The organism is Phyllobacterium trifolii, from assembly GCF_014192095.1.
Lineage (GTDB): Bacteria > Pseudomonadota > Alphaproteobacteria > Rhizobiales > Rhizobiaceae > Phyllobacterium > Phyllobacterium trifolii.
Window position 1 is genome coordinate 84350 of record NZ_JACHXN010000016.1, and the last position, 21811, is coordinate 106160.

The 21811-nt window shown below is 58.1% G+C and carries 18 protein-coding genes; 7 read left to right on the top strand and 11 right to left on the bottom strand.

Going from position 1 to position 21811, the window contains the following annotated elements; translation table 11 throughout:
* Positions 1-80: 80 nt before the first annotated feature.
* Positions 81-1052 (top strand): acetyltransferase domain-containing protein, encoded by a 972-nt coding sequence (locus FHS21_RS21435; RefSeq protein WP_112529336.1) that lies wholly within the window; start codon positions 81-83, stop codon positions 1050-1052.
* Positions 1053-1055: 3 nt separating this feature from the next.
* Here the strand turns inward: FHS21_RS21435 and FHS21_RS21440 are convergent, their stop codons facing one another.
* The 6 genes from FHS21_RS21440 to FHS21_RS21465 all read right to left on the bottom strand — a co-directional run bounded on the left by FHS21_RS21440 (position 1056) and on the right by FHS21_RS21465 (position 7410).
* Positions 1056-1442, bottom strand: coding sequence for a MerR family transcriptional regulator (locus tag FHS21_RS21440; protein WP_112529338.1), 387 nt, complete (start codon positions 1440-1442; stop codon positions 1056-1058).
* Positions 1443-1557: 115 nt separating this feature from the next.
* Complete coding sequence (mgtE, locus tag FHS21_RS21445; RefSeq protein WP_112529340.1) at positions 1558-2967, bottom strand: magnesium transporter; 1410 nt, start codon at positions 2965-2967, stop codon at positions 1558-1560.
* Positions 2968-3016: 49 nt separating this feature from the next.
* Positions 3017-4462, bottom strand: a complete 1446-nt coding sequence (locus tag FHS21_RS21450) for an aldehyde dehydrogenase family protein (RefSeq protein ID WP_112529342.1) — start codon at positions 4460-4462, stop codon at positions 3017-3019.
* A 262-nt stretch (positions 4463-4724) separates the two neighbouring features.
* The gene (locus tag FHS21_RS21455) at positions 4725-5315 is read right to left on the bottom strand and encodes an anthranilate synthase component II (protein WP_112529344.1); all 591 of its coding nucleotides are present in this window, start codon (positions 5313-5315) and stop codon (positions 4725-4727) included.
* Positions 5312-6715 (bottom strand): aminodeoxychorismate synthase component I, encoded by a 1404-nt coding sequence (gene pabB / locus FHS21_RS21460; RefSeq protein WP_112529346.1) that lies wholly within the window; start codon positions 6713-6715, stop codon positions 5312-5314. The genes FHS21_RS21455 and pabB overlap by 4 nt, the downstream gene beginning before the upstream one ends.
* 272 nt (positions 6716-6987) lie before the next feature.
* Positions 6988-7410, bottom strand: coding sequence for an Lrp/AsnC family transcriptional regulator (locus FHS21_RS21465; RefSeq protein WP_112529348.1), 423 nt, complete (start codon positions 7408-7410; stop codon positions 6988-6990).
* Between the two features lie 171 nt (positions 7411-7581).
* Between FHS21_RS21465 and rocF the strand changes: the two genes are divergently transcribed.
* Together rocF and rocD are read left to right on the top strand one after the other, a co-directional pair.
* Positions 7582-8565 carry an arginase gene (gene rocF / locus FHS21_RS21470; protein ID WP_162701908.1) on the top strand — a complete coding sequence of 328 codons (984 nt, stop codon included), beginning with the start codon at positions 7582-7584 and terminating at the stop codon, positions 8563-8565.
* Positions 8566-8585: 20 nt separating this feature from the next.
* The gene (rocD, locus tag FHS21_RS21475) at positions 8586-9794 is read left to right on the top strand and encodes an ornithine--oxo-acid transaminase (protein WP_112529411.1); all 1209 of its coding nucleotides are present in this window, start codon (positions 8586-8588) and stop codon (positions 9792-9794) included.
* 31 nt (positions 9795-9825) lie between these two features.
* Here rocD and FHS21_RS21480 read toward each other — a convergent pair whose 3' ends face one another.
* Genes FHS21_RS21480 through FHS21_RS21490 form a run of 3 tightly spaced genes read right to left on the bottom strand, consistent with a single transcriptional unit; the run spans position 9826 to position 15979 of the window.
* Positions 9826-12270 carry a GcvT family protein gene (locus tag FHS21_RS21480; RefSeq protein ID WP_112551185.1) on the bottom strand — a complete coding sequence of 815 codons (2445 nt, stop codon included), beginning with the start codon at positions 12268-12270 and terminating at the stop codon, positions 9826-9828.
* On the bottom strand, positions 12267-14714 hold the full coding sequence (locus tag FHS21_RS21485) for a GcvT family protein (RefSeq protein ID WP_112529352.1): 2448 nt from the start codon (positions 14712-14714) through the stop codon (positions 12267-12269). Before FHS21_RS21485 ends, FHS21_RS21480 begins: the two co-directional genes overlap by 4 nt.
* A gap of 32 nt (positions 14715-14746) precedes the next feature.
* Positions 14747-15979, bottom strand: coding sequence for an aromatic ring-hydroxylating oxygenase subunit alpha (locus tag FHS21_RS21490; RefSeq protein WP_112529354.1), 1233 nt, complete (start codon positions 15977-15979; stop codon positions 14747-14749).
* A 150-nt stretch (positions 15980-16129) separates the two neighbouring features.
* Here FHS21_RS21490 and FHS21_RS21495 point away from each other — a divergent pair, with 150 nt between their 5' ends.
* On the top strand, positions 16130-17038 hold the full coding sequence (locus tag FHS21_RS21495) for a LysR substrate-binding domain-containing protein (protein ID WP_112529356.1): 909 nt from the start codon (positions 16130-16132) through the stop codon (positions 17036-17038).
* On the opposite strand, the gene FHS21_RS21500 is transcribed toward FHS21_RS21495, so the two are convergent.
* Both FHS21_RS21500 and FHS21_RS21505 read right to left on the bottom strand, forming a co-directional pair.
* Positions 17025-17516: a thioesterase family protein gene (locus FHS21_RS21500; RefSeq protein WP_112529358.1), complete on the bottom strand. Its 492-nt coding sequence runs from the start codon at positions 17514-17516 to the stop codon at positions 17025-17027. The two genes, FHS21_RS21495 and FHS21_RS21500, sit on opposite strands and share 14 nt — an antisense overlap.
* 84 nt (positions 17517-17600) lie before the next feature.
* Entirely contained in the window at positions 17601-18584 is a 984-nt protein-coding gene (locus FHS21_RS21505) for a GlxA family transcriptional regulator (RefSeq protein ID WP_376772176.1), read from the bottom strand.
* Positions 18585-18660: 76 nt separating this feature from the next.
* On the opposite strand from FHS21_RS21505, the gene FHS21_RS21510 reads away from it, so the two are divergent.
* The 3 genes from FHS21_RS21510 to FHS21_RS21520 are packed head-to-tail and all read left to right on the top strand — an operon-like array spanning position 18661 to position 21805.
* Entirely contained in the window at positions 18661-19566 is a 906-nt protein-coding gene (locus tag FHS21_RS21510) for a beta-keto acid cleavage family enzyme (RefSeq protein WP_112529362.1), read from the top strand.
* Positions 19567-19572: 6 nt separating this feature from the next.
* Positions 19573-20637 (top strand): carnitine 3-dehydrogenase, encoded by a 1065-nt coding sequence (locus FHS21_RS21515; protein WP_112529364.1) that lies wholly within the window; start codon positions 19573-19575, stop codon positions 20635-20637.
* Between the two features lie 4 nt (positions 20638-20641).
* Positions 20642-21805, top strand: a complete 1164-nt coding sequence (locus FHS21_RS21520) for an acyl-CoA dehydrogenase family protein (protein ID WP_112529366.1) — start codon at positions 20642-20644, stop codon at positions 21803-21805.
* Positions 21806-21811 lie beyond the last annotated feature (6 nt).

The window sequence follows — 21811 nt, forward strand, 5'->3', positions numbered from 1 at the left end:
CAGCGCGTCAAAGACGATGGATTTTGCGGCCCAACTCACTTAGCTTGCGCCAATTGCTGCAATGATCGAGTTCCCTGCACATGAATAAAGCCGAGACTGTGAATGCCCCCCCCAAGACGCGTCTTGGCAAGCTGGACGTGTTGCGCGGTATCGCCCTTGTCGCCATGGCGACCTACCACACGGGCTGGGATTTCGAGTTTTTCGGCTATCTCGAACCCGGAACGACGGGTCATGGCGCCTGGAAACTATACGCGCGGGTCATCGCCTCGACTTTCCTCGCGCTTGTCGGGTTCAGCCTTGTGCTGGCGCATGGGCGTGGCATTCGCTGGCGCTCGTTCGGCATCCGCCTCGCCCAGATCATCGCTGCCGCGTTGGCGATCACCCTCGTCACGATGTACGTCACGCCGGAGACCTTCGTGTTTTTCGGGATCCTGCACGAAATAGCGGCGGCGAGTGTTCTGGGACTGCTGTTCTTGCGGTTGCCTGCGCTGGTTATTGCTGCGGCAGCAGCGGCGGTCATTGCCCTTCCGCATTATTTCGTCTCGCCGGCATTCGATTCGCCGGTATTCTGGCCGCTCGGCCTCTCGGAAATCATCATAAGATCAAACGATTACGTCCCGATCTTTCCATGGTTCGGCGCTGTTCTTGCAGGCATGGCGCTCGCCAAGACGATGCAACATTTCGGTGCGCTCAAATTGTTTGCCGGAAACATCGCGCCATCCTGGCTCGATCGCGGCCTGCGCTTCATCGGCAGGCACAGTCTTGCCTTCTATCTGATCCACCAACCAGTGATCATCGCCTGTGTTTTTCTTGTTTCACAACTGTTCCCACCGGCGGTTCCAGCGCCACGCGAGGTCTTCGGCAAGGCCTGCGTGCAGAGTTGCCAGAACGACAACGACAAGGCTTTTTGCGAGAAGTTCTGCAATTGCGTCATCGGGCAAACCGAAGCGCAGGGCATCTTCGATGAAATGTTTGCGGGAAAGCGCGATCAAAACGATCCGCAGATGCAGCAGATCGCCGGCATCTGCACGCAGGAAAACATGCCGCAGTGATGTTTACGTATTAACGCCCAACTCAGCCAGCCGCTCGATACAACCTTCCTCGACCTGATCGAGTTCAGCCAGTGTTTCCTCGATGTCGCGGCGCTTCTGGCGCAGCTCTGCGCGCTTTTCCTCGACACGCTTCATCATCAGATGCAGCTGGCCCATTTCTCCGGGCGGCTCCTTGTACATCTGAATGATTTCCTGAATCTCGGCAATGGAGAACCCGAGCCGTTTGCCGCGGAGAATCTGTTTGAGCAAATGCCTGTCGGACGGCCGGAATAGCCTGGTTCGTCCGCGTCTGACCGGATGAATCAGATCCTCATCCTCGTAGAACCGTAACGTGCGCGTCGACACGCCAAACTCCCGTGTCAGTTCAGTAATGGTGTAATATTCGCGCATTGCAGACACAGCCCCAGTCGTATCGGTTGAATCTTTTGCTCACGCAATTACGTAAAAGTCAATTGCACGATTGTATTCGGTTGTAAACTTTAGTCCACAATTTGCTAAACGGATGCTATTTGAAGCCAAACCACCAGGTTGCCAGGCCGAGAAACGATGAAAAACCAACGACATCGGTCACCGTGGTGACGAACACCGCCGACGCTATGGCCGGGTCAGCACCAAAACGATGCAGCAACAACGGAATCAGAATACCACCAAGCGCGGCTGCAAGCATGTTGATGACCATCGCTGCAGCAATGATACCGCCAATATTGACATTTGCGAACCAGAGACCGGCGATAATACCGATCATGATCGCGAAAATAACACCGTTGATAAGCCCCACCGAAGCCTCGCGACGGATGATGCGGCCAGCATTGTAAATATCCATGTCGCGTGTCGCCAGCGCGCGGACCGTCACGGTCATCGTCTGCGTGCCGGCATTGCCGCCCATGGATGCCACGATGGGCATGAGCACTGCCAGAGCCACCATCTGCTGGATGGTACCATCGAACAAGCCGATCACGGATGCCGAGAGGAAAGCAGTGAACAGGTTGATCACCAGCCAGGGCGTGCGTGAGCGCGACGTGGACAGCACCGAGTCGGACAGTTCTTCGTCGCCGACGCCGCCGAGACGCAAGATATCTTCCTCGGCCTCTTCCTGAATAACGTCTACGATGTTCTCGATGGTCAGAACACCGACAAGCCGGTCATTTTCGTCCACTACCGCAGCCGATAACAGATCGTATTGCTCGAAGATTTGCGCGGCTTCTTCCTGGTCCATGGTCGCCGGAATCGCATGCCGCGTCTCGTGTGTGATCTCGTCGATTTTGACGTCGCGCCGGGTACGCAGGATGCGATCGAGGTCGATAGCGCCCAAAAGCCGGAACATAGGATCGATAACGAATATCTGCGAGAACGACTCTGGCAAGTCATCATTGTCGCGCATGTAATCGATGGTCTGGCCGACAGTCCAGAATGGCGGCACCGCGACAAATTCGGTCTGCATACGGCGTCCGGCGGTTTCCTCCGGGTAACCAAGGGACCGGCGCAGTCGAACCCGTTCGGTAAACGGCAGTTGCGCCAGGATCTCGTCGCGGTCTTCCTGCTCGAGATCTTCGAGAATGTAGACCGCATCGTCGGAATCGAGTTCCTGCACACCTTCGGCGATCTGCCGGTTGGGCATCGCATCGACGATTTCAAGGCGAACTGCTTCGTCAACCTCGGTCAGTGCGGCAAAATCGAATTCGTCGCCCAGAAGTTCAACGAGCGCCCTGCGCTGATCCGGCTGCAGAGCCTCGAGGACGTGACCAAGCTCGGACTGGTGCAGCTTGCCGACATGCGACCTTAGAAACAGAACATCCCGGTCCGCGATGGCGGCGCCGACACGCGCTAGATAGGAGGTGCGGACAGCACCGTCCTCACCATAGATGTTGACATCGTCGTCTTCAGGTGCGGATTCCGGGAGAGTTTCTGTTTCCATCTATCCGCACCTGCCTTCCTGACAAATATGGCGTCTCGTCAGTTAAGATTCAGGCAGCGTTATCTTCCCAACCGCTGATCGCCTTCACCTCAAGAAAATCCTCGATCCCGAAGTGACCGCCTTCACGCCCGATGCCCGACTGCTTGTAGCCGCCGAACGGCGCGTCTGCCGCATGGTCGGCACCATTAATACGCACCATGCCAGCGCGCAACTGCTTCGAGACGCGCTTGATGCGCTCGCGATCGCCCGACTGGATGTAGGCAGCAAGACCGTAGGGCGTATCATTGGCGATCTCGACCGCTTCTTCCTCCGTGTCGAAGGGGATCATCGCCAGCACCGGTCCGAAGATCTCTTCGCGGGCGATCACCATGTCATTGTTGACGTCGGCGAAAACCGTCGGACGGACGTAGTAACCGCGATTGAAGCCTTCGGGACGTCCGGTACCGCCGGCAATCAGCCGCGCGCCTTCCTTGATGCCCTGCTCGATCAGTCCCTGTACCTTGTTGAACTGCATCTCAGATACAAGCGGGCCCATGTGATCGCCATCCTGCGATGGATCACCTACCTTGGTTGCCTTGGCGGTCTCGGCAGCGATTTCGGTCGCCTTGCCATAGACCGAGCGCTCCACCAGCATGCGCGTCGGTGCATTGCAGGACTGGCCGGTATTATTGAACACATGCTCGACACCGCGCTTGACTGCAGCTTCTACATCCGAATCTGCAAACACGATATTCGGGGACTTGCCGCCGAGCTCCAGCGATACACGCTTGACCGTATCGGCTGCAGCCTTGGTCACGGCAACGCCAGCGCGGGTGGAACCCGTGAACGACATCATGTCGATGCCGGGATGAGCTGACATGGCGGCACCAACCGATGGGCCATCACCATTGACCAAATTGAACACACCGGCGGGAAGACCCGAGGCATCGACCATCTCAGCGAAGATCACCGACGAGATCGGGGCAATTTCGGAGGGCTTGAGGATGACCGTGCAACCGGCGGCAATCGCTGGAACGACTTTCAGAACCACCTGGTTCATCGGCCAGTTCCACGGCGTGATCAGACCGCAGACACCGATCGGCTCATAGGCTAGCCGGACCGTGTCGTGACCGTTCAGCGGCCGCTCGAACTCGAATTCTTTGAGTGACCGGATGAAAGCCTTGATATGGCCGGTCCCGGATGCAGCCTGCTCATCGAGCGCCATCGTGATCGGCGCGCCCATTTCGGACGAGATCGCCTTGGCCATATCGGCGATGCGGGATTTGTAGACGGCGAGCAGTCTCTCAAGCCAAGCCAGGCGCTCTTCGCGGCTGGTCACGCTCCATGTGGTGAAAGCCTTGCGCGCGGCGGATACGGCTTTGTCAACATCTGCTGCAGAACCCAGCGAGATCACGGCAAATGCCTGCTCGTCGGCCGGATTGATGACCTCAAGCTCTTTCGCCACTACCGGCGCTATCCACTTTCCATCGATATAGAAATCGGTCTTGCGAAGCATGGTCTTTCTCCTGCCTGTGGCTCTATGGATTATTTTGACACTGCGCCAGATAAGTGACGGCGTGGTTCAGTTGAGTGTGTAGCGGATGATTGACGTTACGACCAACAGGAATATCGAACAAAGAGGCAAAAATAGCGGCGCTTTGCAGTTTATTGAGATTTGCGTCAGGACGAGTCGAAAATGGTGATTTTCGAGAACCGGAGCGCAGTGAACTTGTGAGTTCATGAGCACCGGATCGCAGTAAAGCGCCATTTGCAGGCCGTCACGGCGCAAATCTCTTGAACTGGCGCGAAAGCCGCAGGAAATTCCCCAGCATGGCGTGGCCATATTCCGTCAATACTGATTCAGGGTGGAACTGCACGCCATAGGTCGGGTGGCTGATATGGGTGAGGCCCATGATCTCGCCGGCGTCCGATCGCGCAGTAACCGACAGATCGCTGCCATCCTTGACGGACTCCACGATCAACGAGTGATAGCGGCCGGCGCGGAACGGGCTCGGCAGCCCCTTGAAGATGTCTGTCCCGCCATGATTGATGGCCGAGGCTCGCCCATGCATCGGTTCTTGCGCCCGCACGACCTTGCCGCCAAAGACTTCGCCGATGCACTGATGGCCGAGACAGATGCCGAGAATTGGCACCTGTCCGCTCAACGTCTGGATAATCTCCATCGACTGCCCGGCCTCGCGCGGCCCGCACGGCCCCGGTGAAACGACAATTGCTTCGGGTGCGAGCTGCTCGACTTCCGCCGCCGTAATTGCGTCATTGCGGACCACCTGCGTTTCGACGCCAAGTTCGGCAAAATAGCGTGCCACGGTGAAGACGAAGGAGTCGTAATTGTCGATGATCAGGATCATGGCGCATCACCCTGGTCGAAAACTGCAAAGATGCGCGCCGCCTTGTCCAGCGTTTCCTGATATTCGGCCGCAGGATCGGATAGCGCTGTAATACCGCCGCCCACTTGAAACACAGCCTTCCCGCCCTGAAACAGCACGGTGCGAATGCCGATATTGCCGTCGAAATTGCCATTGAAGCCGATGAAACCGATCGAGCCGCAATAGACGCCCCGCGCCTCGCGCTCGATCTCGGTGATGATCTCCATCGCCCGCAGTTTTGGCGCGCCTGTGATTGACCCACCCGGGAAAGCTGCCCTGATCAGATCCATCAGGGATTTGCCTTCCATCAGCCGCCCTGTGACGGCGGAAACCAGATGATGCACACTCGCATAGGTTTCAAGCCCGCAAAGGACGGGTGTCAGCACGGAATGCGGTCGGCAAACGCGGGAAAGATCGTTGCGCATCAAATCGACGATCATCAGGTTTTCCGCGCGGTCCTTCTCCGATTTGAGAAGTATATCGGCCAACTTCCTGTCTTCGTTGGGATCTGGCGACCGCGGCATCGTACCCTTGATCGGACGCGTCTCGACCTGATCGCCTTTCACCGCGACAAACCGCTCCGGGGAGCTCGACGCAATCACGATATCGCCGTGATCCAGATAGGCGGCAAAGGTCGCAGCGTTACGCCGGCGCAGTGCCTTATAGAACTGCCACTGTGCAAAGCCTTCCGGCAGATCGGCGATAAATCGCTGCGCGATGTTGGCCTGAAAGATATCGCCGTCGAGGATGTATTCCACCACCCTGGCAACGGACTGCATATAGGCGTCGCGCTCGAAATTCGATCGCCAGGACGCCCGCGCAATCCGCTGCTGCGAGACTTTCGAAGTCTCCTGTTTTGGTTGCTCTCGCAGAAGCCGCAGGAACGATTCCGAACGCTCGATACTTTTCCTTTGCTGGGCAGCCTCGTCCGCTTCCGGCAATCCCGATGACAAAAGCCAGACTTTTCCGGCCTGGTGATCGAACGCCAGCACCACATCGTAAAAATACCAGGCCGCATCCGGTATCGAGCCTTGCGCCGGCGCATCCGGCTGCGGCAAGCGCTCCAGCAATCGCCCGAATTCATAGGAAAAATAGCCGATTGCGCCGCCCTGAAATGGTGGAAGACCGGGCTGACCATCGAGCCGGTAAAGGTCGAGATAGTGCGAAATCGCCTCGAGCGGATGGCAGTCTACGGCGGCGCCATTCCAGCGCGCCACCCCCTTTTCGACGACGAGTTTGCCGAATGGATCAGCCGCCACATAGGAGTAGCGTCCAAGGGTGTCGTGACGCATGGCACTGTCGAGAAAGCTCAGTCCCCCGAGAGCCCGCAATCGCTCGGCGGCTTCGACAGGTTCCAACCATGGAATCTCACGAATATGCAAACCACTCCTCCTCAATTAACAGGCAATACATAATGTACGAACCTCTCCGATCAATCATGAGCAACAGCGTTGTGCGTGGTTCGACAGGCTCACCATGAGGAAGGTGGTTGCTTGCAGCGAGCCAAGTTGGGCAAGGCGAGTGACTAGTCTGCAGTCTACTCACCTCCCTCATGGTGAGCCTGTCGAACCACGCACAGTGCCACTGCGACCCTTGTTGCGCCAAGACCAATACTTGATGCCCTTCAAGTATTTTATCACCCCACATATGGCGATTAACTTTTGCGAGTGGACAACAGGATACTTGTCTCCGTCGAGGTGATTCCGTCAATATGGCGAATGTCGCGCAACGTTCGGTCGAAAGCCTCCAGGGTCTCGACTTCGATTTCGGCAACGATATCCCAACGCCCGTTCGTGGTATGCAGCGCACGGATTTCCGGAAAGCCTTGCAACCGCCGCACAACCTTTTCGGCGGCTTGCCCCGCCACCTCGATCATGGCTACGGCCCGGACGCCATAAATGCCCGCACCTGCCTTCAAATTGACAGTGAAACTCTGGATCGTGCCGTTTGTGGTCAGCCTGTCGATACGCGTCCGCACCGTAGCACGCGAAATACCCAGAATAGTTGCCATGGATGAAACCGGCATGCGGCAATCATCCCGCAGCAAAGACAGCAGTTTGCGGTCTACATCATCCATCGTCGTCCAATCTGATCAAATTCATTGAGCAAAGTGCTCATTAATATGTGCATTTCTATCAGGATGCTGTCTTTTTGTCACCGCGTCGAACTGCCAATATTGCCGCTGAAACGTGATATTCTAGTTCGATCCCGGAACCTTCAAACGCGAGAGTGGCGGTTGCTTATTAACATGCAGAACAATTTCGAGGACACGCACAAGCAGAAGCTGACTGTCATCGGCGCGCCGATCGAAGAAGGCGCGGGAAGGCTTGGGGCATTGATGGGCCCCGCTGCGCTGCGCACTGCCGGGCTGATACATATGCTCGAAGACCTCGGCCACCCGGTGGAAGATCGCGGTGATTTGCGTCTCCCGAAGACATTGCCTGTTGTTCCGCCTGTCCAGGGTCTTGCGCACTACATCGAGAAAATCGCTGCCTGGTCCCGCATGCTGGCCGTCGAGACCTATGACGCGATGGCAAACGGCACGTTCCCAGTCATTCTTGGCGGCGATCACAGCCTGTCCATGGGATCGATTGGCGGCATCGCGCGCTATTGCGAAGAGCACAACCGCGAATTGTTCGTGCTTTGGCTCGACGCGCATTCCGATTTCAATACGCCCGCCACCTCGCCATCCGGCAACATGCACGGCATGTCGGCAGCGCTCCTGTGCCGCGAACCCGGCCTTGAAGGCGTCTTCGGCGATGAGCCGCATGGTTTCGTCAAGCCGGAAAACCTCCATCTCTTCGGCATTCGCTCCATCGACAAGACCGAACGCGTGCTTCTGCGTGAGCGCGGCATCGATGTCATCGACATGCGGCAGATCGATGAATTCGGCGTTGTCAAACTGCTGCGCCGCATTATCGAGCGCGTACAGAAGGCCAACGGCATCCTGCATGTCAGTTTTGATGTGGATTTCGTCGATCCGTCTTTTGCACCGGGCGTCGGAACCACGGTTCCCGGCGGCGCGACCTACCGCGAAGCGCATCTCGTCATGGAGATGCTGCACGATTCCGGCGTCGTCGGTTCGCTCGACGTGGTGGAGCTCAACCCGTTCCTGGATGAGCGCGGCAAGAGTGCCCTGCTCCTCGTCGATCTCGTTGCCAGCCTGTTTGGCCGGCAGATTTTCGACAAACCGACATTATCCGAACAGAGCGCTGCCGCTCTGAACGTATGACACAATAGGAGGATACTTTGCTGCACACAGCCGCTGATCTGATCTCGACGGAATCCCGCCTTGGGGCGCACAACTACAAGCCGCTCGATGTGGTGCTGGAGCGCGGCGAAGGCGTGTACGTATGGGATATCGACGGCAATCGCTATCTTGACTGCCTCTCAGCCTATTCGGCCGTCAACCAGGGCCATTGCCATCCCAAAATCCTGGAGGCCATGACCGAGCAAGCAGGCAAGCTCACGCTCACCTCCCGCGCCTTCCGCAATGACCAGCTGGCCCTGTTCTACGAAGAACTCGCCGCCCTCACCGGCTCGCATAAGATCCTGCCGATGAACAGCGGCGCAGAAGCTGTCGAAACCGCCATCAAGGCCGTGCGCAAATGGGGTTACGAGGTCAAGGGCGTTCCGGAAAATGCCGCGGAGATCATCGTCTGTTCCGATAATTTCCATGGTCGCACCATGGGCATCGTCGGCTTCAGCACTGACCCTTCGGCCCGCGATAATTTCGGCCCGTTCGCGCCGGGCTTCAAAGTCGTCCCCTTCGGCGATATCGACGCGTTTGCGGCGGCATTGACCCCCAACACCGTCGGGTTTCTAGTCGAGCCGATCCAGGGCGAAGCCGGTGTAATCATTCCGCCAAACGGTTATTTCACCAGGGTGCGCGAACTCTGCACTGAAAATAACGTCACGCTCATCCTCGATGAAATCCAGACTGGCCTTGGCCGCACCGGCGCCTTGCTTGCCGAAGCGCACGAAGGCATCGAAGCGGACGTAACGTTGATCGGCAAGGCCCTCTCCGGCGGTTTTTACCCGGTCTCGGCGGTCCTTTCCAACAGCGATGTTCTTGGCGTGCTCAAGCCCGGGCAGCACGGCAGCACCTTTGGTGGAAACCCGCTTGCCTGCGCCATTGCCCGCGCTGCGCTGCGGGTGCTCACCGAAGAAGACATGATCGAGAATTCCCGCATCGAAGGCGACTATTTCCTGCAGGAGCTCAAAGGCATTCGCAGCAATATCGTTCGCGAAGTACGCGGGCGCGGGCTGATGCTGGCGGTCGAACTCCATCCGGAAGCCGGCGGCGCCAACCGTTTCTGCTACGAGCTTAAGGCGCGCGGCATTCTCGCCAAGGATACCCATGGCGATACGATCCGCATTGCTCCGCCACTCGTTATCAAGCGCGATCAGGTCGATTGGGCGCTTGAGCAGTTCAATACGGTTCTCACCAGCATGAATTAAGTTGGAAAGCTGGCCGGTAACCCGGCCAGTTCTACATCCTCACCCGCTCGGCCTTTGGATCGTACATCGGCCGCAGTGAAGCCTCGGCCTTCACGCGTACACCGGCAATCTCGATCTCATAGCCGGAAGCCAGCACCTGTTCGGCGCTCTCACCCTTGCTCGGCACGTATCCAAGCCCGATCGCACCACCGAGATAATGTCCGTAATTGCCGGATGTGATTGTCCCGACGATCTTGCCGTCGCGGACAATCGCCTCGTTGTGAAACAGCAGTGGTTCGGTATCGCTCAGGCGGAATTGGACAAGACGGCGATCATGCCCGGTGTCCTTCTTCCTCAGCACAGCATCGCGGCCGATGAAATCACCCTTGTCGGCTTTTACCGCAAAGCCCAGCCCTGCCTCCAGCACATGATCCTCGTCGGTGATATCGTGGCCAAAGTGTCGGAACGCTTTTTCGATACGGCAGGAGTCGAGCGTGTGCAGGCCGCACAGTTTCAAGCCAAGATCCTTGCCGGCTTCTTCGATTGTCTCGAAAACATGTGCTGTCTGATCCGTCGAGACATAAAGCTCCCAGCCGAGTTCGCCGACATAGGTCACGCGGTGTGCCCGCGCCAATCCCATGCCGATTTCGATCTCGCGTGCTGTACCAAACGGATTGCCTTCATTCGAGAAGTCATTCGGGCTGATCTTCTGGATCAGTTCGCGTGATTTCGGCCCCATCAAGCAAAGCACGGACTCCCCAGCAGTCACGTCTGTGATGACCACGAACTCGTCCTTGAGGTGATTGCGCATCCAGGCAAGGTCGCGCTGCAGCGTCGCGCCGGGTACCACGGCAAAAAACGCCGTATCCGACAGCCGCGTGATCGTCAGATCGCTCTCTATCCCGCCGCGATTGTTGAGCATCTGCGTGTAAACAATACGGCCCGGCTCGACATCGAGCTGATTGGCACAAAGCCGCTGCAGGAATGCCAGAGCATCACGACCCTCAATGCGGATTTTGCCAAAGGACGTCATGTCGAACAGGCCGACATTGTTGCGCACGGCGAGGTGTTCGTCACGCTGGTTCTCGAACCAGTTCTGCCGCTTCCACGAATAGCGGTATTCACGCTCCTGGCCCTCTTTGGCAAACCAGTTGGCGCGCTCCCATCCCGCAACTTCGCCAAAGACAGCGCCACGGGCCTTCATATGCTCGTGGATGGGCGAGCGCCTGACATTGCGTGACGTCGCCATCTGCCGGTAGGGAAAGTGGTCGGCATAGAGCAGCCCGAGCGTCTCCGAGACGCGCTCCTTCAGGTAGCGCCGGTTCTTCTGGAACGGCTGCGCCCGGCGAATATCCACTTCCCACAGGTCGAATGGCGCTTCGCCATCGTTTATCCATTGCGCTAGCGCCATCCCGGCGCCGCCGGAGGAAACGATACCGATGGAATTGTAGCCCGCCGCAACCCAGTAGCCGCCAAGTTCCGGCGCTTCGCCGAGGTAGTAGCGGTCGTCGGGGGTAAAGCTCTCGGGACCGTTGAAGAACGTGTGGATACCTGCGGTTCCGAGCATCGGCATACGGTTGACGCCCATTTCAAGGATCGGCTCGAAATGCTCGAAGTCTTCCTGTAGCTGATCGAAACAGAAGTCCTCGGAAATACCGTTCATGCCCCAGGGCTTGGCCACCGGTTCGAAAGCGCCAAGCATCATCTTGCCTGCATCTTCCTTGTAATAAGCGCATTCGTCCGGAACGCGCAGCACCGGCAGACGTCCAAGCCCCTCGATGGCTTCGGTGACGAGATAGAAATGCTCGCAAGCATGCAGCGGCACGGTCACGCCCGATGTTCCCGCCAGATCGCGCGCCCACATGCCGGCGCAATTGATCACGACATCGGTCTCTATCATGCCGTGCTCTTCACCTTGCGCCCAGGTGACTCCCGTCACCCGGCCATTCTTCTTGAGAACTTCGGTGACCTTGACGTTCTCGACGATCTTCGCGCCGCGCTGGCGCGCACCCTTGGCAAGAGCCATGGCGATATTGGCCGGATCGCACTGCCCGTCTAGGGGCAAATGCACCGCGCCGACCACATCCTCGATGTTAAGATGCGGATACATCTCCTTGACTTCGCGCGGAGAAATCTCCCGCACATCGACATCGAACGCCCTTGCCAACGACGCCTGCCGGTAGATCTCGTGCTTGCGTTCCTCGGTCAGGGCGACAGTGATTGAGCCCACCTGACGCATGCCTGTGGCGACCTCGGTTTCTGCCTCGAGCTTGACGTAAAGGTCGGCGGAGTACTTGGCGAGCCGCGTCATGTTCTGCGAGGCGCGCAACTGGCCGATCAGTCCCGCCGCATGCCATGTCGTGCCGGAGGTCAGTTGTTTGCGCTCAAGCAAAACGATATCAGTCCAGCCGAGCTTGGCCAGATGATAGGCGACGGAACAGCCGGAGATGCCGCCACCAATGATGACGGCCCGGGCCTTGGCCGGTAGAGAGCTCATGCGCGAATTCTTTCGTTCTTGGGATCCCAAAGCGGTTGATCGGGATGGACCGTCGCCTTGAAGCGCTCGCCAAAGATTTCCACCTCGACTTCGGTGCCGGGTTCAGTGAGTTCCGTCTTCAACATGCCAAGCGCGATGGATTTGTCTATGCGGTGGCCCCAACCGCCCGACGTCGTCTCGCCGACGATATTGCCGTCGTGCCAAAGCGTCGACATGTAAGGCGCGTCGCAATCCCCTGCATCAACAGTCAGCGTCACGAAGCGTTTCTTCACGCCCTGCTGCTTTTCACTCTCAAGCGCTGCCTTGCCGAGAAATTCCGGCTTTTCCCATTTGATAAAGCGTTCGAGCCCGCTTTGCAGCGGTGTGTAATCGGTTGACAGGTCTCCCTTCCACGCGCGGTAACCCTTTTCCAGACGCAGCGAATCGAGGGCGAACATACCGAACGGCTTGATCCCGTATTTCTGCCCCGCCTCCCACACCGCATCGAAAATGGCGGCCGTATCGGCTATCTTGGTGTGGACTTCCCAGCCGAGTTCGCCGGCAAACGATACCCGCACCAATTGGCAATAACGCCCGGCAATCTGTGTCGTCTGATGCGACAGCCAGGATTTTTCGAGATCTGCATCGCAGATATCGCGGAAAAGATCGCGCGCCTTCGGCCCCGTCACGATCTGGCACGAGAAGTCTTCGGTCACATTGCTGATGCTGATTGAACTGCCTTTCGGCAAATGATTGAGCAGCCAGTCGCGATCATGCCATTCTGCAACACCGGCGGTGATCAGAAAGAACACGTCCTCGTCAATGGCCATAATCGACATTTCCGTGACGACGCGGCCCTTGTCGTCCGAGAAGTAGCCAAGTCCGATACGTCCAGGTTTGGGAACGATGCCTGTTATCAACGTCGACAGCCATGCGCGCGCGCCCTCACCGCTCACCTTGAAGCGCGAGAAACCCGGAAGATCGAGAATGCCGACTGCATCGCGCACCGCGTGGCATTCTTCGCGAATACGCTGCTGCCAGGGTCCGTCGCGCAGGAATGTCTGTGTGGATTCTTCGGACGTGTCATCGCCCGGTTGCGCATACCAGTTGGCCCGCTCCCAGCCATTATAGGCACCGAACTGCGCACCGAGCTTGGCGATACGGTCATGGATAGGCGAAAGCTTCTTGTTGCGGCCCGCTGGCCATGTGTGGCGCGGGAAATGGATGGCGTATTCATGCCCATAGACTTCAACACCCTTGGCGACACAATAGTCAGGATCGGTGAAAGCGGTAAACCGGCGCGGATCGCACGACCACATATCCCACTCCGTCGCGCCCTCCGTAACCCATTCGGCGAGGACCTTGCCCGCACCGCCTGCCTGCGCAATACCGAATGTGAAGACACAGGCTTCGAACGCGTTGGGAACGCCCGGCATCGGGCCAATCAGCGGATTGCCATCCGGCGCGTAAGGGATCGGACCGTTGATGATCTTCGACAGACCCGCCGTGCCAAGTATCGGAACGCGTGCGGTGGCATCGTTCAGATACCATTCGAGCCGCTCCAGATCGTCAGGGAAAAGCTGGAAGGAGAAGTCGTCCGGCATCGGATCGTCGGAAGTCGCCCAATGCGCCCGGCAATTGCGCTCATAGGGCCCCAAATTCATGCCGTTCTTTTCCTGCCGCAGATAATAGGACGAATCCACGTCGCGCAGCAGTGGCAATTTCTGGCCATGCTCACGCGACCAGGCGGCGATCTCCGGGATTTCGTCGAACAGCAGATATTGATGGCTCATCACCATCATCGGCACGTCCCGGCCAAACATCCTGCCGATTTCCTGCGCGCGATATCCTGCAGCATTGACCACGTATTCGCAGCGAATGTCGCCCTGCGGTGTCGAAATGATCCACTCGTCATTCTCACGTCTCGCGCCCGTGACAGGGCAAAAACGGATGATCTTGGCGCCGAGATCGCGAGCGCCCTTGGCCAACGCCTGCGTCAACTGCGCCGGATCGATGTCGCCATCATTGGGATCGTAGAGCGCGCCTTCCAATTCATGCGTCGCAATAAACGGATAGCGACCGTTGATCTCATCGACCCCCAGCACATCGATGTCCATGCCCTGATAGCGGCCCATGCTCTTCACGCGCTGGAATTCGCGCATCCGCTCCTTGGTATGCGCGAGTCGCAGCGATCCGGTGACATGATAGTTCATGGGATAATCGACTTCGGCAGCCAGCCCGCGATAAAGTTCGGCCGAATAGCGCTGCATGTTCATCACTGACCACGAGGCTGAAAATGTCGGCACATTGCCCGCTGCATGCCATGTCGATCCCGATGTCAGCTCGTTCTTTTCAAGCAGCACGCAATCGGTCCACCCCGCTTTGGCGAGATGATAAAGCGACGAAACGCCAACCGCCCCGCCACCGATGATGACGACGCGCGCCGACGTTGGAAAATCAGACATATGCAGTCCCCTGTAGTCTCATGCGATTCGAATTATGGCAGTGCGATTTCGTCGAGGTACCACTGGATGTACCGCAGTTCATTGTATTCCATCGGCGCAATCGGACCCGGCACGAAGTAGTGCGAACGGACGCCGCGCGCCGTATGCTCGATGATCGTCTTGTCTTCGGCGGTCGTGACCTTCCAGAGCCAGGTCAGCTTTTCGAGGTCGTAATCCTTTCCCTCTTCGGCATCGCCGCGTACCAGCCAGATCAGTTCCATCTCACACGTGTCAACGCTTTTCGGAATGAACCGATAGATCATGCCGTGGTCCGGATAGCACACAAGGAAGCTCGTGCCGCCAAGATGGATCGAGGTAACGCCGCCGTCGAACTCCGAGAAGCGTCCCATCAGTGGCCCGACGGGCGAACCATCTTCGCTGCCGCTGGAAACGCCGTCGTAGAGCGCATAGCGGAAGGTATGAATTGTTTCCTGGCCTTGCGCCGAGCTCTGCCAGTGATCGCCGGTGGCAATGTCGATGCCAAGCGCACAGGTGCGCTGTTCCATGCGTGCGTTCAGCTCGACGATCTTTTCGGCAGGCTGTTCCAGTGCATGCGTCTGCGAATATTCCGGGTGGGCCGGGCCGCAATGGTAGCATTCCACGTAATTCTCGACGGCAAGCTTCCAGTTGGCATCGACAGGATAGCTTTCCCGGTGCGCGACCTTGGCGTCCGCCCAGCCATACTGCCCGCACGTCGTCCGCAGCGACTGTTCGATAATGGAAAAATCCAGTGGTTTGTCGGCAAAGCAGATGAAGATAAGCCCCTCGGCCACCCTCACATGCAGCTTCTTCAAGCCATGGGCGCTCCGATCGAAATCCTTCGGCATCAGCCGCGCCGCTCGCAGACTGCCATCATTGGTGTATGTCCAGGCATGATAGGGACAGACGAAGAAGCGTGCATTCCCTTTCTGCTTGGTGCACACCTCGGCGCCGCGATGGCGGCAAACATTCAAAAAGGCATGGATCGCGCCGTCTTCGGTGCGTGAAACGATCACCGCCTCGCTGTCGATCTTGAAAAGCTCGAAATCTCCGGCATTGGGAATGATGCTGGCGTGACCAATGCAATGCCAATGACGCCGGAATACCCGCTCCATGTCCAGCGCATAGACATCCGGATCCATGTAGAACGCACGAACCAGGCCGTGACCGGCTTTGTGCGCGGCGATCAGTTGATCGATCTTGTCCAGAGACGGCGCAACTTCCACCAAGGCCTGTTCTGCACCCATTTCATTCTCCGAAAGGATTGTTCCCGGACGCCCTGTTATTTATGACCGCGCCGCAGTTTAGAATGATTCCGCATTGCGCCGCATTCAAGCGATCGTTACTCATAAAGACATGAATTATTCTCAAGCATCCAGTTACAGGGTATCCGGGCCATGATGTCTAAGCCCCGCATACCGCCGCTCGGCTCGTTGCGGGCGTTCGAGGCGTCCGCCCGATTGTTGAGTTTCCGGCTTGCTGGAGAAGAACTCGGCGTAACGCAATCTGCCATCAGCCACCGGATCGCGGAACTTGAAACCATTCTCGGCGTCAAGCTGTTCGAACGTCTGCCACGTGGCGTGTCGCTGACTGACGCCGGCACGCTCTACTATCCCTATATGCGCGACGCCTTCGAAAGGATTGCGCGTGGTACGGCTCTTATAAACCGCATTGGCACCACCGATGATTTGGCGCTCGAGACCTATGCGACCTTCGCCATCCGCTGGCTGATCCCGCGCCTGACGGACTTCCGCAAGGTCAATCCCAATCTCGCGATCCGTATCGGCACCAGCCAGCTGGATTGGGAGCTCAACATCGATAGCTCAGATATCGGCATCATCCACACCACCCGGCCGGAGCGGATGAACCTGCACTACCGCCTGCTGGTCAAGGCTGAAATGCGTCCCGTGTGCAGTCCGCAAGTGGCTGCGCGGATAGAAGGCGACGTTGGAGCCAAAGCACTGGCCAAGGTGCCACGCCTCGCGCTTTATACCTCCCCTGAGGATTGGGGCACGTGGCTGGAGGCGGCGGGCATCGCCGATACCGCGCAAGCCGTAACGTTGAAGTTCGACACCTATCTTGCCGCCCTGCAGTCCGCTCTGGATGGTCAGGGCCTCGCCGTCGCACCGGACTTTCTGGTGGCTGACGACATCAAGGCCGGGCGGCTTGTTGCCCCGTTCCCGCTGAAAGTTCCGCAGCCCGGCGCCTGGTACATGATCTGCCGCAAGGAGCGCGTCGGCGAAACCCGCATTCGCCAATTCGAGCGCTGGCTGGTTGAACAGTTTGGCGGGACTACTTCCGCTTGATCCCAATCGAACGGCCAACCCGTGCAGGCAGCGGCAGCTTGGAGTGGGCTTGCTTGTAGAAGTCGAGCGTCGGCAAAATGTCATCGGGAAACGGCACGACCTTTGGGCCGTTCATATCCACGTGCAGCGACATCACCTCCGCAGTCGCCGCCACCCAGCCATCCTGGTGCACGATCTCATTATAAGTGTGCAGACGCTTAGCATCGAAATCGATCAACTGGCTGGTAACCGTCACGATATGGTCGAGATGAATTTCCTGCACGTAGCAGATATGCACTTCAGCCGTGTAAATGGTCAACTTGCGTTCGGCGGCATATTTTGGACCGAAACCCAATTCGGCGAGAAACTCATCGCCCCCTCGATCAAAAACCACGTTGTAATACGCCATGTTCAAGTGGCCATTATAGTCAATCCACTCCTTCTCCATGGCAATCGGCGCGGACCGGTACAGTTGACCTTGCAAATTTTCGGCTGACATTCTGGGCTCCTGACTGGATGGCGCAACTATTCGATCGCGGGTTGAAACATGAAGTTCATACGGCTGCTTTGTCAAAAGCGACGCTCAATGAACAGGCCGGAAAGCACTTGGCGGCTTGCCTTCGAAATTGCGGAAAGTTCTGGTGAAAGCCGATGCCGATGAAAAACCCGTGCGCGCGGCGATATCTGCCAGCGGTGACCTGGTATCGGTAATCAACCGCCGCGCAACCTTCAGCCGCAGCCGCAGGTAGTACCGGCCCGGCCCCTCGCCGACAGCCTTGGCAAAGATCTTCTCGAGACTTCGGGCACTCAGGCCAGTGCGCTTGGCAATGGCGCCGATGGTCAACGGCTGTTCGATATGGCGCTCCATCAAGCGAATGGCGCCCGCGAGCTTCGGATGCACATCGTCTAGCCGTCCCAGCGATACCAGCGGCTGCGCATTGTTCGAGGCATGTGTCCCGTCATAGATGAACACACTCGCCACATCGAGGGCGACAGACATGCCGTAGCGCGACCGGATCAGATGCAGCATGAGATCGAAGGTTGGCGAGGCGCCGCCGCTCGTGAAAACCGGCCCATCGATGACGTAGCGGTCTGGCCGAATGTCCGCATCGGGAAACTCTGCCGTAAACTCCTCCATGTCCTCCCAATGCGTGGTCGCCTTGCGTCCTGAAAGCAGGCCCGCCCGTCCGAGCAGCCAGGAACCGGCCTCGATGCCGCCGATCATCCGATAGTTGTGAACTGCACGGCGCAAATGGGCTGTGAAAGTCGTGCGTGCAATGTCAGATGTGCCAAAACCACCAACAACCAATAAGATATCGCCTTTTTCTGATGCATCGAATGAGCCAGATACGGCAATCGGCAGACCACATGTAGTCATTGTCGGTTCGCCGTCCAGTGATACAATTCGCCAGTTGAACAGGTTTGCGCCTGACACCCGATTCGCAGCACGCATTGGATCGATTGTCGAAGCCACGCACATGAGCGAGGCGCCGCTGAAAACCATAACGGTTACGTGCAGCGGTTTGGAACTCGGCAAAAAGAGTGGCGATGTTTCGCTATTCATCAATTCCTATTCGTATATTGCAAAGCATCGCTTGGCAATCGGGGCATGATCAGGTCAACAAGAACATGGGAGCTTTACAATGGGACTTACCCCCAATCGCGAAGTATTCATCACCTGCGCCGTGACCGGTGCGGGCGATACCACAGGCCGTTCCGACAAGGTTCCGGTCACCCCGCGCCAGATCGCCGATGAGTGTATCGCAGCAGCCAATGCTGGCGCAGCCATCGCACATATTCACGTGCGTGATCCCAAGACCGGCAAGGGTTCGCGCGAAGTCGCGCTCTATGCGGAGGTCGTCGAGTACATCAAGGCGTCGGGCGTCGATATGGTCCTGAACCTCACCGCAGGCATGGGCGGTGATCTTACGCTCGGCAGCGTCGAGCAGCCAATGCCGCCTTCGGCCAACGGCACCGATATGGCTGGTGCCACGGAACGCCTTGAACACGTGGCCAAGCTGCGCCCCGAAATCTGTACGCTCGATTGCGGCACGATGAATTTCGGCGAAGGCGATTATGTCATGACCAACACGCCTGCCATGCTCAAAGCCATGGCGGCCCAGATCAAGGCGCTTGGCGTGCGGCCGGAGGTGGAAATCTTCGATACGGGCCACCTGCTTCTGGCCAAGTGGCTTTACGATCAGAAATTGCTTGAAGATCCGGTCATGGTGCAGCTTTGCATGGGCATTCCGTGGGGTGCCCCGGATGACATCAACACATTGCTGGCGCTGACGAACAACCTCCCGTCGAACTGGACCTTCTCGGCCTTCTCCATCGGCCGCAACCAGATGCCCTATGCGGCAATGGCAATGCTGGCTGGCGGCAATATCCGCGTCGGCCTCGAAGACAATATCTGGCTCGACAAGGGCGTTCTAGCCACCAATGGCCCGTTGGTCGAACGCGCCGTAAAGGTTGCTGAAGGCATGGGCGCTCGCATTCTCGGACCGAACGAAGTCCGCGAGCGCATGAAATTGACGAAGGGCTGGTAAGAAATCATGGCAGGTATTCGCAAGGCCGCAGCAATCGGCGGCGGTGTTATCGGTGCGGGCTGGGTAGCGCGTCTCCTTCTCAATGGCATTGATGTTTCGATCTTCGATCCGGATCCGGAGGCCGAACGCAAGGTCAGCGAAGTGATGAAGAATTCACGCCGCGCCTATAAGACCATGGTGCCGGGCGGTTTGCCGAAGGAAGGCAAGCTGACATTCGCCAAGTCCATCGAAGCCGCCGTCGCCGGTGCTGACTTCATCCAGGAAAGCGTGCCGGAACGGCTCGACCTGAAGCACAAGGTGCTGGCAGAGATCGACAAACACGCGGCTGTCGATGCCATCGTCGGTTCTTCCACCTCGGGCATCCTGCCGTCGGACATGCAGACGGCGATGAAGCATCCTGAACGGCTGGTCGTCGGCCATCCTTACAACCCCGTCTACCTGCTCCCGCTGGTTGAGATCGTCGGCGGCAAGCAGACCTCGCCTGAAGCCGTCGAAAAGGCACGAGAACTCTACACCTCGATCGGCATGAAGCCGGTGGTGATCCGCAAGGAAATCGAAGCCTTCGTCGGCGACCGCCTGCTCGAAGCTGTCTGGCGCGAATCCCTATGGCTGATCAAGGACGACATCACGACGGTCGAAGAGCTCGACGACATCATCCGCTATTCGTTCGGCATTCGCTGGGCGCAGATGGGCATGTTCCAGGTCTACCGCGTTGCTGGCGGTGAAGCTGGCATGCGCCACTTCATCGCGCAATTCGGTCCATGCCTGTCATGGCCGTGGACCAAACTGATGGACGTGCCCGAACTTGACGAGGAACTGGTCGACAAGATCGCCAATCAGTCGGACGAGCAGGCACATGGCCTTTCGATCCGCGAGCTTGAGCGCATCCGCGACGATAATCTCGTCGCAATCATGGAAGCCCTTTCCAAGCAGAACAAGGGCAAGGGCTGGGGTGCGGGCGCACTTCACAACGATTACACCAAGCGCCTGTCAAAGCTGGCACAAAAGCCCGCCACCTCTAAAGCGGCTGAAAAAGCAAAAGCCGGCAAGCCCAAGAAAAAGAAAGGCTAAGGCCATGGATTTCGGTCTTTCGGAGGAGCAGAGGCTGATCGTCGATACGACGCGCGCCTTTGTCGAAAACGAACTCTATCCACACGAGGCGGAGGTCGAGCGCACCGGCGTCCTGCGCAAGGAGCTTGCAGACGAACTGAAGCAAAAAGCAATCGAAGCCGGGCTTTATGCCGCCAACATGCCGGAGGAAGTCGGTGGTGCCGGTCTCGATACCGTGACGTGGCTGCTCTACGAAAAGGAACTTGGCCGCGCCAATTATGCGCTGCACTGGACCTGCGTCGGACGCCCTTCCAATATCCTGCTCGCCGGCACCGACGCGCAGAAGGAAAAGTACCTGTTTCCCTGCATCCGTGGTGAAAAGTCGGATTGCCTTGCCATGACAGAACCCGGCGCCGGGTCGGACCTGCGCGGCATGAAGGCGACCGCCGTTGAAAAAGGCGGCGATTGGGTCGTCAACGGGACCAAGCATTTCATCAGCCACGCGGTTGAAGCGGATTTTGTCATTCTCTTCGTTGCATCCGGCGAAGAAGACACGCCACGCGGCAAGAAAAAGAAAATCACAGCCTTCTTCGTCGACAAGGGTCATCCCGGCATGACCATCCGCGAAGGCTATCGCAACGTTTCGCATCGCGGCTATACCAATGCGATCATCGAGTTCGACGACTGCCGTCTGCCCCAGGATGCGATCCTCGGCGAAGTTCACAAGGGCTTCGAAGTTGCCAATACCTGGCTCGGGGCAACCCGCCTCCAGGTCGCGGCAACCTGCCTCGGCCGCGCCGAACGGGCGCTCGGACATGCCATTGAGTATGCGGCACAACGCCAGCAGTTCGGCCAGCAGATCGGCAAGTTCCAAGGTGTTTCGTTCAAGCTGGCGGATATGGCCACGGAGCTGAAAGCCGCCGACTTGCTCACCTTCGAGGCTGGCTGGAAATTCGACCAGGGAACCGTCACGGATCAGGACATGGCGATGGCCAAGCTGAAAGCCACCGAAATGCTGGCCTTTGTCGCCGACGAGGCCATCCAGATCCATGGCGGCATGGGCCTGATGGACGACCTGCCGCTTGAGCGCATCTGGCGCGACGCGCGTGTCGAGCGCATCTGGGAAGGCACATCTGAAATCCAGCGGCACATCATTTCGCGTGCCCTGCTCCGCCCGCATGGCGCGTGACGGAGC